Here is a 16970-nt window from a genome sequence, read left to right on the forward strand (position 1 = left end):
GCGCGCGGACTGCGAATGGGGGTCGCCGAACCGCACCAACTAGGCTGTTCCGAGTGAGTCTTGTGCTGCTGCCCGCTGTCGATGTCGCCAATGGAGAGGCCGTGCGCCTGGTACAGGGCGCGGCGGGCAGTGAAACCAGTTACGGGTCGCCGCGCGACGCCGCCCTCGCCTGGCAGCAGGACGGCGCCGAATGGGTGCATCTGGTGGATCTGGACGCGGCGTTCGGCCGCGGATCCAACCGGGAGCTGCTCGCCCGGGTCGTCGGCGAACTCGATGTGGCCGTCGAACTGTCCGGCGGTATCCGTGACGACGAATCGCTGAAGGCCGCCATGGCCACCGGCTGCGCCCGGGTCAACCTGGGTACCGCCGCGCTCGAGGATCCGCAGTGGTGCGCCCGGGCCATCGCGGAATACGGCGAACGGGTCGCGGTCGGCCTGGACGTGCAGATCGTCGACGGCGAATACCGGCTGCGCGGCCGGGGCTGGGTCAGCGACGGCGGCGATCTGTGGGAGGTGCTCGAACGGCTGGAGCGCGACGGCTGCTCCCGCTACGTCGTCACCGATGTCACCAAGGACGGCACCCTCACCGGCCCGAACCTGGATCTGCTGCGCGAGGTGACGATGGCCACCGAGGCGCCCGTGATCGCCTCGGGCGGGGTCTCGGCCCTGGCCGACCTCACCGCGATCGCCGAACTGGTGCCCGAGGGAGTGGAGGGCGCCATTGTCGGCAAGGCCCTCTACGCGGGCCGCTTCACGCTGCCCGAGGCCTTGGCCGCCGTCCGCTGACCGGCGCCCGAACCGTAACCCCGAAGGAAACGCTGAGGCGATGACCAGGGCAGATACCGAACTGGCCACCCTGATGGCCACCGCCGCCGAGGTGCTCGACGGTGTGAGCGCGCGGTTCCTCGAGGGGCGCGGCGCACCCAGCGCGGTCGCCAAGGGGTCCAAGGATTTCGCCACCGAACTCGACCTCGAACTCGAACGCACCATCTCCGGGCAACTCCTCGACCGCACCGGTATCGAGGTGCACGGCGAGGAATTCGGGGGCCCGGCGCTCACCGACGGCACGGCCTGGGTGCTCGACCCCATCGACGGCACCTTCAACTACTCCAACGGCCATCCCCTCACCGGCACCCTGCTGGCCCTGGTGCGCGACGGCGAACCGGTGATCGGGCTGGCCTGGTTCCCGCCGCTGGACCGTCGCTACGCCGCCGTCGCGGGCGGCCCGCTACTGCTCGACGGGGTGGCCCGGCCGCCGCTGGACCAGGGTGTCCTCGACGAGGCGATGATCGGATTCGGCGCCTTCAACATCGAATCCACCGGACGGGTGCCGGGCCTGTTCCGGCACCGGGTGCTCGGCGCGCTCAGCAGTCTGTCGTCGCGGGTCCGGATGCACGGGTCCACCGGAATCGATCTGGCGTTCACCGCCGACGGCACCCTGGGCGGCGCCATCGTGTTCGGCCACCACCCGTGGGACAACGCGGCGGGCGCGCTCATGGTGCGCTGTGCCGGCGGGGTGGTCACCGACCTCGAGGGCCGGGACTGGACTATCGAATCCGGGTCGGTGCTGGCGGCCGCGCCCGGCGTGCACGCCGAACTGCTCGATATGATCGCCGCGACCCGTGGCGCCGTCCAGGCCCCCGCGGCCGGCGGCGCGGAGGAGACCCGATGACACTCGCCACCCGCGTCATTCCCTGCCTGGACGTCGATGCCGGGCGTGTGGTGAAGGGCGTGAATTTCCAGAACCTGCGCGACGCCGGCGACCCGGTCGAACTGGCCGCCGCCTACGACGCCCAGGGCGCCGACGAACTCACCTTCCTCGACGTCACCGCCTCCAGCGGAGATCGCGGCACCATGCTCGACGTGGTGACCCGGACCGCGGAGCAGATCTTCATCCCGCTCACCGTCGGCGGCGGGGTCCGCACCGTCGAGGACGTGGACCGGTTGCTGCGCGCGGGCGCGGACAAGGTCTCGGTGAACACCGCCGCCATCGCCCGGCCCGAGGTGCTGCACGAGATGTCGCAGCGGTTCGGGTCGCAGTGCATCGTGTTGTCGGTGGACGCCCGCACAGTGCCCGACGGCGAGCCCGATACCGCGTCGGGCTGGGAGGTCACCACGCACGGCGGTCGCCGGGGCACCGGGATCGACGCGGTGGAATGGGCCGAACGCGGCGCCGAACTGGGCGTGGGCGAGATCCTGCTCAACTCGATGGACGCCGACGGCACCAAAACGGGTTTCGACCTGCCCATGATCACGGCGGTCCGGGCCGCAGTCTCGATCCCGGTGATCGCCTCCGGCGGCGCGGGCGCGGTCGAGCATTTCCCGCCCGCGGTGCGCGCGGGCGCCGACGCGGTACTGGCGGCCAGTGTGTTCCACTTCGGTGATCTGACCATCGCGCAGGTCAAGGACGCGCTGCGGGCGTCGGATCTGGTGGTGCGCTGATGCCGGCGCTGGATCCGGCCGTCGCGGCCCGGCTCAAACGCACCGCGGACGGTCTGGTGGCCGCCGTCGCGCAGGAACGGGAGACCGGCGCGGTCCTGATGATGGCGTGGATGGACGACGAGGCCCTGGCCCGGACCCTGGCCACGCGCCGCGCCACGTACTACTCCCGGTCGCGGCAGCAGTACTGGGTCAAGGGGGAGACCTCCGGGCACACCCAGTACGTGCACGAGGTCCGGCTGGACTGCGACGGCGACACCCTGTTGCTGGTGGTCGATCAGGTGGGCGCCGCCTGCCACACCGGTACGCATACCTGTTTCGACAGCGATGTGCTGCTGGCCGCCGAGCCGGCGCCGGAGCCCTGATACGGGAGCCGGCCTACCGGGTCCGCAACGGTGCGATCAGCGCGGGGAATCCGTCGGCGCCGGTTGCCCGGCCCCGCCCAGCACCGTGCCCAGGTGGGTGGTGAGGGTTTCACCGAGATCGGCCAGCGCCTCGGTCTGGCCGGCGTCCAAGCCGTCGAAGACCAGCCGCCGCACCACATCCATATAGCCGGGCGCGGCCTCCACCACCTTCTGGTGTCCCTCGTCGGTGAGCAGGGCCAGCACGCCGCGGCGGCCGGTGGTCGCCATGCGGGTGGCCCAGCCCATCCGCTCCAGTTTGGACACCACGTGGGAAAGTCTGGATAGCGATGAATTAGCTCGATGGGCGAGCTCGCTCATCTGCAGCCGGCGGTCCGGGGCCTCCGAGAGGAGCGTGAGCACCCAGAACTCGAAATGGGTGACCCCGGATTCCCGCTGCAGGTCGGTGTCGAGAGCCCCCGGCAAGCGGTTCAAAAGTGCGACCACCGCGCGCCAGGCGCGTCCTTCGATCGGGTTCAGCCACTCGGTCACTGGTCCGCCTTCTCTCCGGCCCGGTGACGACAGCGGCAGTGGTCACCCGGTTACAGAGAGTTTGCCACGACTTCGCTCGATCATGTGGCAACTACGAAACTATGGTGAGGTCATTCACAACCGTAGCGGCCGTTACGGTTACGCCTCCGCGCGTGCGCGCAGGAACTCCAGCGCCCGGTCGGCGTGCACATTCGCACGCAGTTCGCTGCTGATCACCTCGAGGACGCGGCGGTCGGGGCCGAGCACGAAGGTGTGTCGTTTGACCGGCATGAGTTTGCCCAGCAGACCGCGTTTCACGCCGTACTCCTCGGCCACCGATCCGTCGGCGTCCGAGAGCAGCGGGTACTCCAGCCGCTGCGAACCGGCGAAGCCGGCCTGGACATCCACCGCGTCGGCGGAGATCCCGGCGCAACTCGCGCCGAGCGCGGCGAATTCGGCGGTGAGGTCACGGAAATGGCAGGCCTCGGCGGTGCACACCGGAGTGTTGGCCGCCGGATAGAAGAAGAGAACGAGCGGGCCGTCGGCCAGCAGGGAATCGAGGGAACGCGGGGTGCCGGTCTGATCCGGGAGTTCGAACGCCGGGGCGAGCTGGCCGATCTTCATACCCGGACACTACCTCCGATGGCGCGTCGGACGGGGTGCGTCACGAGTTCGCCGGGATCGGCTGGAATGATGATACGAATGCACGGCGCGCACACTCCCGCGACTACCACCCGCGACCGATTCCGTGAACTGGCCGCCGAACACCGGGTCGTCCCGGTGACCCGGAAGGTGCTGGCCGATTCGGAAACCCCGCTCTCGGCCTATCGGAAGCTGGGCGGTGACCGCGCGGGCACCTTCCTTTTCGAATCCGCCGAGAACGGGCGGTCCTGGTCGCGCTGGTCGTTCATCGGCGCGGGCAGCCCGTCGGCGCTCACCTCGGTGGACGGCGCGGCGACCTGGCTGGGCACCACGCCCGCCGACGCCCCGTCGGGCGGCGATCCGCTCGACGCGCTGCGCGAGACCCTCGAGTTGCTGCGCACCGAACGGCTGCCCGGCCTGCCCCCGCTGACCGGGGGCATGGTCGGCTACCTGGGCTACGACGCGGTCCGCCGGATGGAACGGCTGCCCGAGCAGACGATCGACGATCTGCAGCTGCCGGAGATGGTGCTGCTGCTGGCTACCGATCTGGCCGCCTTCGACCATCACGAGGGCGCGATCACCCTCATCGCCAACGCGGTGAACTGGAACGGCACCTCCGACAACGTGGACGATGCCTACGACGACGCGGTGGCCCGGCTGGACCGGATGACCGCCGCGCTGGCCGCGCCCGCCGCCTCCACCGTCTCCGTCTTCGACCAGCCCGAACCCGATTTCCGCCGCGCCCGCACTCCCGACGAATACGGCGCCGGGGTGCGCCGGCTGGTCTCGGAGATCGAGGCCGGTGAGGCGTTCCAGGTGGTGCTGTCGCAGCGTTTCGAGATGGACTACGGCGGCGCGCCGATCGACCTCTACCGGATGCTGCGCGCGGCCAACCCGAGCCCGTACATGTTCCTGCTGCATATCCCCGACGGCGCCGGGGAGACCGCCTTCTCGATCGTGGGGTCCAGCCCGGAGGCCCTGGTGGCGGTGCAGGACGGGGTGGCGACCACCCATCCGATCGCGGGTACCCGCTGGCGCGGCGCCACCGAGGAGGACGACCTCCTGCTGGAGAAGGGGCTGCTGGCCGACGACAAGGAGAACGCCGAGCATCTGATGCTGGTGGATCTGGGCCGCAACGATCTGGGCCGGGTCTGTATGCCGGGGACGGTGCGGGTCACCGAGTACCGCCATGTCGAGCGGTACAGCCATGTGATGCACCTGGTCTCCACCGTCACCGGGCGGCTCGCCCCGGGCAAGATCGCGCTGGACGCCGTACGGGCCTGTTTCCCGGCCGGCACGCTGTCGGGGGCGCCCAAGGTCCGGGCCATGCAGCTCATCGAGGAACTCGAACCGACCCGGCGCGGCGTGTACGGCGGAGTGGTGGGATACCTCGATTTCGCCGGTGACGCCGATACCGCCATCGCCATCCGCACCGCGCTGCTGAAGGACGGCATCGCCTACGTGCAGGCGGGCGCCGGAGTGGTGGCCGATTCCGAGGCCGAATACGAGGACACCGAATCGCGGAACAAGGCGATGGCGGTGCTGCGCGCCGTCGCGGCCGCCGAGACCGTGCGCGCCTTCGACGGCGCCGCGCCCGAAGAGGCCGGTAGCCGCGCCCTGCGCGAATCGGCCGCCTCGGCGGCCGGGGGCGGATCGTGACCGCCGGCGACGCCGAACGCCCCGCCGGCGAGGCCGCGCCCGGTCCCGGCGCGCTACGGCCCCGGCCCGCCGATTGGGGCGACGACGAGCCCGAGACCGCCCCGCCGGCCCCCACCCGCGGCCGGTATCCGGTGGCCGCGCTGGCACTGCTGGCCTTCGGCGCGGCCGCGCTGTGGGGCTCCTCGCGACTCACCTGGGTCACCGTGACCTCCGCGGACGGACTCACCGAGCCCCGTACCGACGAACTGAACGGCGGGGTCTGGTTCGGCGCGCTCACCCCGCTGGCCCTGGTCCTGCTGGCCGCCATCGCCGCGGTGCTGGCGACCCGGGGCTGGATGCGCCGACTGGTCGGAGTGGTGGTGGCGTTGATCGCCGCGGTCACCGCGGTGCCCGCGCTGGCCCTGCTCACCGGGTCGGGGGCCACCGAGCAGCGGGCCGCGGATCTGGCCGGGCTGCCGGGCCGCGCGCAGGTGCAGGAGGTGGTGACCGCGGCGGCGCCCGCCGTGCTCACCATGTGCGGTGCGCTGGCGGCGTTCGGCGCCGGACTGCTGCTGGCGCGGATGCCGGCCGCGGCCAAACCGCTCTCCGGCAAATACGACAATCCGGCGGCCCGCAAGCTCGCGGCGACCCGGGCCGTCGAACAGGGCGCGGACGGGGGACCGCTGCCCGAACGCGTGCTGTGGGACGCGCTGGACGCCGGTGCCGATCCGACCGATCCCGGGGGCGGCGATCCGGACACCGGGCGGACACCCGCCGCGGACGCGGCGGCGCCGGGCCGCGGTACGGACCGGGAATCGGCCGCCGGTCCGGGAACGGACGAGCACGACGAGCCGGGCACGCCCGGGAAATCGCGTCCGCCGGAGGCCGGCGATGCGCCCTAGCAGGTCGGCCGGGGCGCGATGACCCGCCCCCGGCGTCACCGCGCCGCATGCTCCCATTTACTCTTGTTCAGCATCGGTGAGACACCGCCTGGGGGAATCCTGCAGGCAGTAACACGCGTCTCCCCAGAAAGGATTCGAGCCAGATGACGGTACTCGACTCGATTCTCGACGGGGTCCGCTCGGATGTAGCCGCTCGGGAAGCGGTGCTGGACTTTCCCGCGGTGAAGGCGGCGGCCGCCGCCGCCCCACCGCCGTTCGACGCGAAGGCCGCACTGCTCGAGGACGGTATCGGCGTCATCGCCGAGGTGAAGCGGGCCAGCCCCTCGAAGGGGGCCCTCGCCGAGATCATCGACCCGGCCAGCCTCGCCAAGGCCTACGAGGACGGCGGGGCCCGGATCATCAGTGTCCTCACCGAGGAGCGGCGTTTCCACGGATCGCTCGACGATCTCGACGCCGTCCGCGCGACGGTGAACATCCCGGTCCTGCGCAAGGATTTCGTGGTCGGGCCCTACCAGATCCACGAGGCGCGGGCGCACGGCGCGGATGTGATCCTGCTGATCGTCGCCGCGCTCGAACAGGACACCCTGTCCTCGTTGATCGACCGCACCGAATCGCTCGGGATGACCGCGCTGGTCGAGGTGCATACCGAGGAGGAGGCCGATCGCGCGCTGACCGCCGGGGCCTCCGTCATCGGGGTCAACGCTCGCAACCTGAAAACGCTCGAGGTCGACCGCGACTGCTTCTCGCGGATCGCGCCCGGTCTGCCCACCGAGGTGGTCCGGATCGCCGAATCCGGTGTGCGCGGCACCGCCGACCTGCTGGCCTACGCGGGCGCGGGGGCGGACGCGGTCCTGGTCGGCGAGGGTCTGGTCACCAGCGGTGACCCCCGCGCCGCGGTATCGGAGCTGGTGACCGCCGGCACCCATCCGTCCTGCCCGAAGCCGGCGCGGCGGGGCCGGTGATGGCCGGGTCCGGCGTGTCCTCCACCAGCGGGCCGCTGCCCACCGCCAGCCGGGGGGTGGCGCAGCGCAGCGCCCACGAACCCGACGAGGGCGGTCATTTCGGCGTCTACGGCGGCCGCCATGTGCCCGAGGCGCTGATGGCGGTGATCGAGGAGGTCACCGCCGAATACGACAAGGTCCGCCTGGACCCGGACTTCCTCGGCGAACTCGACCGGTTGCAGCGCGACTACACCGGCCGGCCGTCTCCGGTGTTCGAATGTGCCCGGCTGGCCGAACACGCCGGTGGCGCGCGGATCCTGCTCAAACGCGAGGATCTCAACCACACCGGATCGCACAAGATCAACAACGTGCTGGGCCAGGCGTTGCTGGCCAAACGGATGGGCAAGACCCGGATCATCGCCGAAACCGGGGCCGGCCAGCACGGGGTCGCCACCGCCACCGCCTGCGCGCTGCTCGGGCTCGACTGCATCGTCTATATGGGTGCGGTCGATACCGCCCGGCAGGCGCTGAACGTGGCGCGGATGCGGCTGCTCGGCGCCGAGGTCGTCTCGGTGACCACCGGCTCGCAGACCCTCAAGGACGCGATCAACGAGGCCCTGCGCGATTGGGTCACCAACGCCGAGGACACCTACTACTGCTTCGGCACCGCCGCCGGTCCGCACCCGTTCCCGATGATGGTCCGCGATTTCCAGCGCGTCATCGGGATGGAGGCCCGCGCCCAGGTGCGCGAACTCACCGGCCGGCTGCCCGACGCCGTCACCGCGTGCGTGGGCGGCGGCTCCAATGCCATCGGTATCTTCCACGCCTTCATCGACGACCCCGGCGTCCGGCTGATCGGCTACGAGGCGGCCGGTGACGGTGTGGAAACCGGCCGGCACGCCGCCACCTTCACCGGCGGCACGCCGGGCGCGTTCCAGGGCGCCTACTCGTACCTGCTGCAGGACGAGGACGGCCAGACCATCGAATCGCATTCCATCTCCGCGGGTCTGGACTATCCCGGAGTGGGTCCCGAACACGCGCTGCTGCGCGATATCGGCCGCGCCGAATACCTGCCGATCACCGACGGCGCCGCGATGGACGCCCTGCTGCTGCTCAGCCGCGCCGAGGGCATCATCCCGGCCATCGAATCCGCGCACGCGGTCGCGGGGGCGCTGGAACTGGGCCGTGAGCTCGGCGAAGGCGCGATCATCCTGGTGAACCTGTCCGGTCGCGGTGACAAGGATATGGACACCGCGGCCCGCTGGTTCGGGCTCTTCGACGACCCGGACAGCGGCAAGGAGAACGGTCAGTGAGTTCCGATTCGCGTCTCGGCGCCACCTTCGCGGCCTGCCGGGCCGATAACCGCGCGGCGCTGATCGGCTACCTGCCCGCCGGATATCCGGACCTGGCGGGGTCCCGTGCGGTCGTGCGGGCCATGGTCGAATCCGGTTGCGATATCGTCGAAGTCGGCGTCGCCTACTCCGATCCGGTGATGGACGGGCCCACGATCCAGGCCGCCGCGGAACAGGCGCTGCGTGGCGGGGTACGGGTCCGCGATGTCTTCTCCGTGGTCGAGGCCGTCACCGAGGCGGGCGCGCAGGCCGTGGTGATGAGCTACTGGAATCCGGTGCTGCAGTACGGCGTCGACCGGTTCGCCCGGGATCTCGCCGCCGCCGGCGGTGCCGGGATCATCACGCCGAACCTGATCCCGGACGAGGCCGGGGAATGGATCGCCGCGTCCGAGGCCCACCGTCTCGACCGGATCTTCCTGGTCGCCCCGTCCTCCACCGAGGAACGCCTGGCCACCACCATCGAGGCCAGTTCCGGATTCGTCTACGCCGCGTCCACGATGGGTGTCACCGGCGCGCGGGACGCGGTATCGACCGCGGCGCCCGCCCTGTGCGCCCGGATCCGGACGCACGGCGATATCCCCATCGGAGTCGGGCTCGGGGTGCGCTCGGGCGCGCAGGCCGCGGAGATCGCCGCCTACGCCGACGGCGTGATCGTCGGTTCGGCGCTGGTTTCCGCCGCGGGCGAGGGGCTCGACGCGGTGCGCACCCTCACCCGGGAACTGTCGGACGGGGTGCGCGCGGCGGCCGCCGTCTCCTAGGCATCCGGCGCCCGGGCCCGCGGAGACCTACGACGCCCGGGCTCACGGACACACGGCCCGAGGCCGGGCGTGCGATCTCCGGGGTCTCCGCTACGGTTGCCCCGTGACCGTTCAAGCCGCACCGGATACTGTCCCCGCCGCCGGAAACTCCGGAGGCGCCGTACCGCACGCCGCCGATCTGCTGGCCTATCTGCCCAGCCCGCCGCAGGGCGTCTGGGATATCGGCCCGTTCCCGCTGCGCGCGTACGCGGTCTGCATCATCATCGGCATCGTCGTCGCCATCTGGTGGGGCGAGAAACGCTGGCGGGCCCGGGGCGGCGAGGCGGGCACCGTGCTCGACGTCGCGGTGTTCGCGGTTCCCTTCGGCCTCATCGGCGGCCGTATCTATCACGTGGCCACCGACTGGCAGAAGTACTTCGGCGCCGACGGCAACCCGATGGACGCGCTGAAGATCTACCAGGGCGGTCTCGGTATCTGGGGGGCGGTGTTCTTCGGCGGTATCGGCGCCTGGATCGCCTGCCGTATCTACAAGGTCCCGCTACCGGCTCTCGGTGACGCCATCGCCCCGCCGATCCTGCTCGCCCAGGCCATCGGACGTCTCGGCAACTACTTCAACCAGGAGCTCTACGGCCGGGAAACGGATCTGCCGTGGGGCCTGGAGATCTATCTGCGTTTCGACGACGCGGGCCGGCTGGACATGATGAACGGCGTCTCCTCCGGTGAGGTGCATTCGGTCGTGCATCCGACGTTCCTCTACGAACTGGTGTGGAACGTCGCGGTGGTACTCGCCCTGGTCTACCTCGACCGCCGCTTCCGGATCGGCCACGGCCGGCTCTTCGCGCTGTATGTGGCCGGCTACTGCTTCGGCCGGTTCTTCGTCGAGCTCATGCGCGATGACGAGGCCACCCAGATCGCCGGTATCCGGATCAACTCGTTCACCTCCGCGCTGGTCTTCTTCGCGGCGCTCGCGTACTTCCTGTTCGCCACCAAGGGGCGGGAGACCCCCGCGCAACTGAGCCCCGACGCCGGACCGCGCCCGTGGCCGTGGCAGCTGGGCGCGTTGCGCGCCGCCGGCACCGCCACGAGCGCCGACGCTGCGAAAACGACCGTGGACAGCGGTGACAGCGACGACGCCGGGGAGTCCGCGGACGGCGCCGGTGATAACACCGACGCCGAGAGCGGCGATACCCCGGCCGAATCCGATGACACGGAAAAGACCGAGGTCACCGGTAGCGAGGAGGGCGGCGCGGCGGCGGAGCCGGACGCGGAAACCGGCGAAAAGCCGGGTGCCGCAGCGGCGGCGGAGCCGGAGTCCGGATCGGCCGGGGATACCACCGGGCCGGAATCCGCGGGTACGCCCGCGGGAACATCCGAGGACGAGAAGGCCGAGGCGGACGGCGAGAACGCCGAATCCGCCTCCCCGCGAGCGAAATAGGGTGCCGCCCGGCGGCCGCGGCGGTCGTCTGGCAGCATCTCCCGCAGGGGAGGCCACGAAATCGGATGTCCTCCACTGCCGGGGGCACCATACAAGGAGGAACAATGACCGATCCGTACCAGCAGGGTGGACCGCAGTACGGCCCGCCGGGGACCGGACCGGACCTGAGCAAATCGGGCGGGGCGCCGGGGTACCCGTCACAGCCGCAGCAGTATCCGTCCGGCGGGCAGCCGTATCCGTCGGGTGGGCAGCCCTACCCGTCGCAGCCGCAGTACGGCGCCGCGCCCGGGTACGGCCAGCCGCCCGCGGGTTACGGCGCCCCGATGGGTGGTCCGGGGATGTACAACCCGATGGATCCCGAAGCGCCGTACGGCCGGGATATGAACGGCGTACCGTACTCGGACAAGCAGAAGCTGACCGCCGGCCTGCTGCAGATCTTCCTGGGTTCGTTCGGCGCCGGGCGGTTCTACATCGGTGATACCGGTATCGCGATCGCCCAGATCGCGGCCACCTGGCTGACCTGCGGTATCGGCGGTATCTGGCCGCTCATCGACGGGATCATGATGCTCACCGGCAGCGTGCAGGACACCCACGGCCGCCCGCTGCGCGAGAACTGACGCGGTAACGACTGCGCGGACCCCCGGTGCGCCGGGGGTCCGTTTCGTCGTTACGGGGTTGTGATCAGCGGGAATTCCGGCGGCACCGACGGTGTCGCCGTGCGGAACCGGACGTATCGCGCACTGTGGAATTCATCGAGAAGTAACAGGGCGATCAACCCGGCGGTTCACCCTGATTCACGCAGTGCCGCGTAGCGGTTCACCCTCGTGTTACCGGTATCGCCCACCCCGCGGGGCGGGCGGGACGGGACATCCCGGCAGGATTAGGCTCGACACGTGATGCGACGGACGAAGATTGTGTGCACCCTCGGCCCGGCCACTGCCACCGAGGAACGTATTCGAGAGCTCGTCGAGAGTGGTATGGATGTGGCCCGGCTGAACTTCAGCCACGGCGAGCACTCCGACCACGCCGAAAACTACAAGAAGGTGCGGCAGGCCTGCGACGATCTCGGCCGCGCCGTCGGCATACTCGCCGATCTGCAAGGCCCCAAGATCCGGCTGGGCCGTTTCGCCGAGGATCGGACCTACTGGGCGACCGGTGAGGTCGTCCGGATCACCGTCGACGAGATCGAGGGCACCCACGATCGCGTCTCCACCACCTATAAACAGCTCGCCCAGGACGCCAAGTCCGGTGACCGCCTGCTCGTCGACGACGGCAAGGTCGGGCTGGAGGTCGTTCGCGTCGAGGGCAACGACGTGGTCTGCGAGGTCACCGAGGGCGGACCGGTCAGCAACAACAAGGGTGTTTCGCTGCCGGGGATGGACGTCTCGGTGCCCGCCCTCTCGGACAAGGACATCGAGGATCTGGAATTCGCCCTCAACCTGGGCGTGGATTTCATCGCACTGTCGTTCGTGCGCTCGCCGTCGGATATCGAGCTCGTGCACGATGTGATGGACCGGGTCGGCCGGCGGGTGCCGGTGATCGGGAAATTGGAGAAGCCCGAGGCCATCGACAATCTCGAGGCCGTCGTGCTGGCCTTCGACGCGGTGATGGTGGCCCGTGGCGACCTCGGCGTGGAGCTGCCGCTGGAGCAGGTCCCGATCGTGCAGAAGCGGGCCATCCAGATGGCCCGGGAGAACGCCAAGCCGGTCATCGTGGCCACCCAGATGCTGGAATCCATGATCGAGAACTCGCGGCCCACCCGCGCGGAGGCCTCCGATGTGGCCAATGCCGTGCTCGACGGCGCGGACGCGGTGATGCTCTCCGGTGAGACCTCGGTCGGTAAGTATCCGATCGAGACCGTGCGCACCATGGCCCGCATCGTGCACGCGGTGGAATCCGAATCCACGAGTGTGCCGCCGCTGACCCATACGCCGCGCACCAAACGCGGTGTCATCTCCTATGCGGCCCGCGATATCGGCGAACGCCTCAACGCCAAGGCGCTGGTCGCCTTCACCCAGTCCGGCGATACGGTGCGCCGCCTGGCCCGGCTGCATACGCCGCTGCCGCTGCTGGCGTTCACCCCGCTGCCGGAGGTGCGCAGCCAGCTGGCGCTGACCTGGGGTACCGAAACCTTCATCGTGCCCACCGTCGACAGCACCGACGCCATGATCCAGCAGGTCGATCAGGCCCTGCTCAGCATGACCCGGTACCGCAAGGGCGATCTGGTGGTCATCGTGGCGGGCTCCCCGCCGGGTACCGTCGGTTCCACCAATCTCATCCACGTGCACCGTATCGGCGAGGAGGACCACTGAATGACCCAGCTCCGCGGAACCGCCCGATGAGCGCGCCGGTGGACGACAGGACCGGCCGGCACACCGATCTCGACACCCTGCTCGAGCTGCTGGACCTCGAGGCGATCTCCGAGGATGTATTCCTCGGACGGCATCCCGAGAAGGTCGCCAGCCGGACCTTCGGCGGTCAGCTGGTGTCCCAGGCGGTCGTCGCGGCGGGCCGCACGGCGGGCGAGCGCCCGATCCATGCGCTCAACGCCCATTTCGTACGCGGCGGCGATGTGAAGAAGCCGATCGAATTCCATGTGGAGCGCCACCGCGACGGTCGCGCCTTCGCCAACCGGACGGTGACCGCCACCCAGGACGGCCAGGAGCTGTTCGTCATGCTGGCCTCGTTCCAGGAATGGGGCAAGGGGCTGGAACACGCGCACGAACGGCCGGAGGTGCCCGATCCGGAGAACCTGCCCCGGATCCAGGAGACCTTCGCGGGCTACGAAGACAAACTGGAGATGTTCGTCAACGCCCCGCATCCGATCGATATGCGGTACACGAACGATCCGGCCTGGATCCTCAAGGGCACCGGCGAGAAGCTCAACCACAACCGGGTGTGGATGCGCGCCGACGGCACCCTGCCCGATGATCCGCTGATCCACGTGGCCGCGTTGAGTTACTCCTCCGATACGACCGTGCTGGATTCGATCATCACCACCCACGGCCTGTCCTGGGGTCTGGACCGGATCGTGGCGGCCACCGTGAACCATTCCATCTGGTTCCACCGGCCGTTCCGGTTCGACGAGTGGGCGCTGTATGCCACCGAATCCCCGGTGGCCGCGGGTTCGCGTGGCCTGGCGACCGGGCGTTTCTACTCGCGCGAGGGTGACCTGCTGGCCACCACCGTGCAGGAGGGCGTGATCCGGCACTTCCCGTCGCGTCGCTGACCGCGGCGGTTCCTACAGCCGTTCCGCCGGGAGCGGCTCGATACCGACATCGGTGCGCTGTTCGGCGCTGAAGGTGAACGGGGCTCCGGGGCCGAGCGTATCCAGGCTCCGGAGCAGCCGGTTCTCCAGCGCGCCGATATAGCCGTCGGTGAGTTCCGCGGGATCGCCGACCAGGCTCAGCGCTATTTCGAAGGTCGCGTGCCCGTGCGGCTCCACGCCCGGATTCCCGGCCCGCCAGCGGCTGTCGAACTCCCGGTGGCGCGAATCGTCGTCGGCGACCGGGAGGGTGAAACGCCAGGCGCAGACGTCACCGTCGTCCAGATGGTCGTCCAGCTCCGCCCGAACCGTCTCGACGAGGCGATCCAGGGATTCCGGCGTCACATAAACATGAAGCGAAACATCCGAAATGCGTTTCGGCATGCCTGATTCCTGTCGTGTGTCGAACCTTCAACGGGAGTGGATCTCGGATCGTGTTCCGGACCGCGAGTGTAGTGCCCTTGCGGCGGATTATCGGGAGGCGGGTGCGTTTTCGCGCCGGATAGTCGTTCCCGGCCGGATACGGCGGCGGCGCGCTCAGGCGTACCAGCCCGTGTGCTGGGCGGCCACCAGCGGTGAGAGCCGGGTCTGCGTCACCGGCGGCCCGACCACCAGCGGCGGCCGGCCCCGGGAGTGATCACCGGGCGTGGCGGTCGGCGCCAGCGCCACCAGCAGCGGCACCAGCGCGTCCGCGATCTTGTCGCCCACCTCGCAGTACGCCTTGGCCGACAGCCCCACCGGGTCGGCGATGTTCTCCCGTCCCACCCGGGACAGATTGTGCCGGCTGCGGTGCAGGTGCTCGATCGTGCGCGATCCGGTGACTCGTGCGATCCGGTAGGCCTCGAGCAGTGTGAACGTACGGGATCCCGCCCCGAAGGCCAGCTCGCCCACCTCGTCGCGGATGTTCTCGGTCATGGTGAGGACCAGATCCGCGCGGTCGATATGCTCTGGTTTGAGTTTGCGGGCCCGGAAGTTCGCGGGATCTCCACCGAGCCCCGTGATCGCCTCGGCGGCCCGCGGCTCGACCGGGAACCCCACCAGCGCGCGGGTCCCCGCACTCTCGGCGGTGATCCCGCCGAGCCGGTATTCGACCGCGATGGAGCGGGTGAGCCGTTCGGCGATGACCGACCGGCACACATTGCCATTGCAGACGAACAGGATGTGCATAGCGCTACGCTAAATCGGGCACAGGCCCCTTCAGAAGCGCAGTCTGTTCAATATCACACCACCGTACGGTTAATTCATCTGCGCGTAGCATCCCGTACACGGACCGCCCGAGGATTTTCCCGCGGTACGCATTTTGTTTCCGTGACAATTCGCCGTATTCGAGATTCGAAATACATTGCCCCGCCATGATTTCAATTCATCCGCCCCCCGCCGCCGCCCGCTCCCAGCCGACCGCGAACAGCCCGACCACGCCCGTTCCCGTCAACGGATCCGGCATGACGTCGAGCCCCGCGAGACGATAAACGGGTTCGGCCCGCGTCTGCTGTCGGCCCTCGAAGCGCATGTGGCGAAGCCACGAGTCTCGAGGGCCGACAGCAGACGCAAAAGAGGGCCGAACCTCGAGCAGCGGAGCTGCTCCAAAAATACAGTGCCGAGTGTGGGACTCGAACCCACACGTCCTTCCGGACAACGGTTTTTGAGACCGTCGCGTCTGCCAGTTCCGCCAACTCGGCGCACCGGGTGCACATGATATCCCCTCGGTGCCCCGTTTACCGAATGCCGGGGTCCCCGATCCCCCGGTTGGCCACTTTGCGCAGGGTACGGGCACTGGTGGCGGGGGTGAAAGGTAGTCTTTACAACACCCGATCGCGTGACGGCGGATCGACGGCCGTGGCCCGGCCGGATCCGCCGTCGGTGTATCGGGACGAGGCATCGGAACCAGAGGGGTCGTTTATGAGCACTAGTGCGGACGCCGCGGCGAAACGCGTGGTCGTCGCCGAGGACGAGGCGTTGATCCGGATGGATCTGGTCGAGATGCTGACCGAAGAGGGGTATCGCGTGGTGGGGGAGGCCGGTGACGGCCAGCAGGCGGTGGACCTCGCGGTGGAGCACCGGCCGGATCTGGTGATCATGGATGTGAAGATGCCGCGCCGTGACGGTATCGACGCGGCCGCCGAGATCGCGTCGAAACGGGTTGCGCCCGTGGTGATCCTGACCGCGTTCAGTCAGCGGGATCTGGTGGAGCGCGCCCGCGACGCGGGTGCGATGGCCTATCTGGTCAAACCGTTCACCAAATCGGATCTGGTGCCGGCCATCGAATTGGCGGCGAGCCGCTTCCACGAGATCACCGCGCTGGAGAGCGAGGTGGCGGGCCTGTCGGAGCGGCTGGAGACCCGCAAGCTGGTGGAGCGGGCCAAGGGTGTGCTGATGCAGACCCAGGGGCTGAGCGAGCCGCAGGCCTTCAAATGGATTCAGCGCACCGCGATGGATCGCCGCACCACGATGAAGGCGGTGGCCGAGGTGGTGCTGGAGAACCTCACCCCGCAGTAGGCCCTATAGTCCGCGCGTTCGCCTTTGTCGCCGCGACCGGTCGTGTTTTTACCTCGCCGAAACACAAGCCGGAAAACAATTTGCGACGACATCATCCCGATGATCCGAATGTGACGCGGGATCAACATGGCGAGGCTATGTTTCTCACGAGTCGGCGTTGCCGGCTCCCTCGGCCGGCCGGGGTTTTGATGAGGAACATAGGGGAAGATCGTGCTTGGTTCGATATGGCTG

The 16970-nt window shown here is 69.4% G+C and carries 17 protein-coding genes, 1 tRNA gene and 1 pseudogene; 14 read left to right on the top strand and 5 right to left on the bottom strand.

Annotation, left to right across the window (positions count from 1 at the left end; all coding sequences use genetic code 11):
• Nucleotides 1–53: 53 nt before the first annotated feature.
• The 4 genes from priA to hisI are packed head-to-tail and all read left to right on the top strand — an operon-like array spanning nucleotide 54 to nucleotide 2803.
• On the top strand, nucleotides 54–785 hold the full coding sequence (gene priA / locus ACZ6SF_RS19325) for a bifunctional 1-(5-phosphoribosyl)-5-((5-phosphoribosylamino)methylideneamino)imidazole-4-carboxamide isomerase/phosphoribosylanthranilate isomerase PriA (protein WP_466063512.1): 732 nt from the start codon (nucleotides 54–56) through the stop codon (nucleotides 783–785).
• Nucleotides 786–825: 40 nt separating this feature from the next.
• On the top strand, nucleotides 826–1671 hold the full coding sequence (locus ACZ6SF_RS19330; protein ID WP_466063513.1) for an inositol monophosphatase family protein: 846 nt from the start codon (nucleotides 826–828) through the stop codon (nucleotides 1669–1671).
• Entirely contained in the window at nucleotides 1668–2441 is a 774-nt protein-coding gene (hisF, locus tag ACZ6SF_RS19335; RefSeq protein WP_466063514.1) for an imidazole glycerol phosphate synthase subunit HisF, read from the top strand. The genes ACZ6SF_RS19330 and hisF overlap by 4 nt, the downstream gene beginning before the upstream one ends.
• Nucleotides 2441–2803 (top strand): phosphoribosyl-AMP cyclohydrolase, encoded by a 363-nt coding sequence (hisI, locus tag ACZ6SF_RS19340; RefSeq protein ID WP_466063515.1) that lies wholly within the window; start codon nucleotides 2441–2443, stop codon nucleotides 2801–2803. Before hisF ends, hisI begins: the two co-directional genes overlap by 1 nt.
• Before the next feature lie 36 nt (nucleotides 2804–2839).
• Here the strand turns inward: hisI and ACZ6SF_RS19345 are convergent, their stop codons facing one another.
• Both ACZ6SF_RS19345 and ACZ6SF_RS19350 read right to left on the bottom strand, forming a co-directional pair.
• On the bottom strand, nucleotides 2840–3331 hold the full coding sequence (locus tag ACZ6SF_RS19345; RefSeq protein ID WP_466063516.1) for a MarR family winged helix-turn-helix transcriptional regulator: 492 nt from the start codon (nucleotides 3329–3331) through the stop codon (nucleotides 2840–2842).
• Between the two features lie 138 nt (nucleotides 3332–3469).
• Nucleotides 3470–3934: a peroxiredoxin gene (locus tag ACZ6SF_RS19350; RefSeq protein ID WP_466063517.1), complete on the bottom strand. Its 465-nt coding sequence runs from the start codon at nucleotides 3932–3934 to the stop codon at nucleotides 3470–3472.
• Nucleotides 3935–4000: 66 nt separating this feature from the next.
• Between ACZ6SF_RS19350 and ACZ6SF_RS19355 the strand changes: the two genes are divergently transcribed.
• The 9 genes and pseudogenes from ACZ6SF_RS19355 to ACZ6SF_RS19395 all read left to right on the top strand — a co-directional run bounded on the left by ACZ6SF_RS19355 (nucleotide 4001) and on the right by ACZ6SF_RS19395 (nucleotide 14207).
• Nucleotides 4001–5611, top strand: coding sequence for an anthranilate synthase component I (locus ACZ6SF_RS19355; protein WP_466063518.1), 1611 nt, complete (start codon nucleotides 4001–4003; stop codon nucleotides 5609–5611).
• On the top strand, nucleotides 5608–6492 hold the full coding sequence (locus tag ACZ6SF_RS19360; protein WP_466063519.1) for a TIGR02234 family membrane protein: 885 nt from the start codon (nucleotides 5608–5610) through the stop codon (nucleotides 6490–6492). Before ACZ6SF_RS19355 ends, ACZ6SF_RS19360 begins: the two co-directional genes overlap by 4 nt.
• 143 nt (nucleotides 6493–6635) lie before the next feature.
• Entirely contained in the window at nucleotides 6636–7454 is an 819-nt protein-coding gene (gene trpC / locus ACZ6SF_RS19365; protein WP_466063520.1) for an indole-3-glycerol phosphate synthase TrpC, read from the top strand.
• Nucleotides 7454–8746: a tryptophan synthase subunit beta gene (gene trpB, locus ACZ6SF_RS19370; protein ID WP_466063521.1), complete on the top strand. Its 1293-nt coding sequence runs from the start codon at nucleotides 7454–7456 to the stop codon at nucleotides 8744–8746. Before trpC ends, trpB begins: the two co-directional genes overlap by 1 nt.
• Complete coding sequence (gene trpA / locus ACZ6SF_RS19375) at nucleotides 8743–9543, top strand: tryptophan synthase subunit alpha (RefSeq protein WP_466063522.1); 801 nt, start codon at nucleotides 8743–8745, stop codon at nucleotides 9541–9543. Before trpB ends, trpA begins: the two co-directional genes overlap by 4 nt.
• A 178-nt stretch (nucleotides 9544–9721) precedes the next feature.
• Nucleotides 9722–10574: pseudogene (gene lgt / locus ACZ6SF_RS19380) on the top strand (prolipoprotein diacylglyceryl transferase); the annotation flags it as partial.
• A 508-nt stretch (nucleotides 10575–11082) separates the two neighbouring features.
• The gene (locus ACZ6SF_RS19385) at nucleotides 11083–11595 is read left to right on the top strand and encodes a TM2 domain-containing protein (protein WP_466063523.1); all 513 of its coding nucleotides are present in this window, start codon (nucleotides 11083–11085) and stop codon (nucleotides 11593–11595) included.
• Between the two features lie 276 nt (nucleotides 11596–11871).
• Nucleotides 11872–13290 carry a pyruvate kinase gene (pyk, locus tag ACZ6SF_RS19390; protein WP_466063524.1) on the top strand — a complete coding sequence of 473 codons (1419 nt, stop codon included), beginning with the start codon at nucleotides 11872–11874 and terminating at the stop codon, nucleotides 13288–13290.
• Between the two features lie 26 nt (nucleotides 13291–13316).
• On the top strand, nucleotides 13317–14207 hold the full coding sequence (locus tag ACZ6SF_RS19395; RefSeq protein WP_466063525.1) for an acyl-CoA thioesterase: 891 nt from the start codon (nucleotides 13317–13319) through the stop codon (nucleotides 14205–14207).
• Between the two features lie 12 nt (nucleotides 14208–14219).
• Here the strand turns inward: ACZ6SF_RS19395 and ACZ6SF_RS19400 are convergent, their stop codons facing one another.
• From ACZ6SF_RS19400 to ACZ6SF_RS19410, 3 genes are all read right to left on the bottom strand, one after another.
• Nucleotides 14220–14588, bottom strand: coding sequence for a hypothetical protein (locus ACZ6SF_RS19400; RefSeq protein WP_466063526.1), 369 nt, complete (start codon nucleotides 14586–14588; stop codon nucleotides 14220–14222).
• A gap of 192 nt (nucleotides 14589–14780) precedes the next feature.
• Entirely contained in the window at nucleotides 14781–15410 is a 630-nt protein-coding gene (locus tag ACZ6SF_RS19405; protein WP_466063527.1) for an arsenate reductase/protein-tyrosine-phosphatase family protein, read from the bottom strand.
• Between the two features lie 428 nt (nucleotides 15411–15838).
• Nucleotides 15839–15922, bottom strand: a tRNA-Leu gene (locus ACZ6SF_RS19410).
• 220 nt (nucleotides 15923–16142) lie between these two features.
• On the opposite strand from ACZ6SF_RS19410, the gene ACZ6SF_RS19415 reads away from it, so the two are divergent.
• Nucleotides 16143–16739, top strand: coding sequence for an ANTAR domain-containing response regulator (locus ACZ6SF_RS19415; protein WP_357429293.1), 597 nt, complete (start codon nucleotides 16143–16145; stop codon nucleotides 16737–16739).
• Nucleotides 16740–16970: the final 231 nt, after the last annotated feature.

The organism is Nocardia sp. NPDC049935, assembly GCF_055586645.1.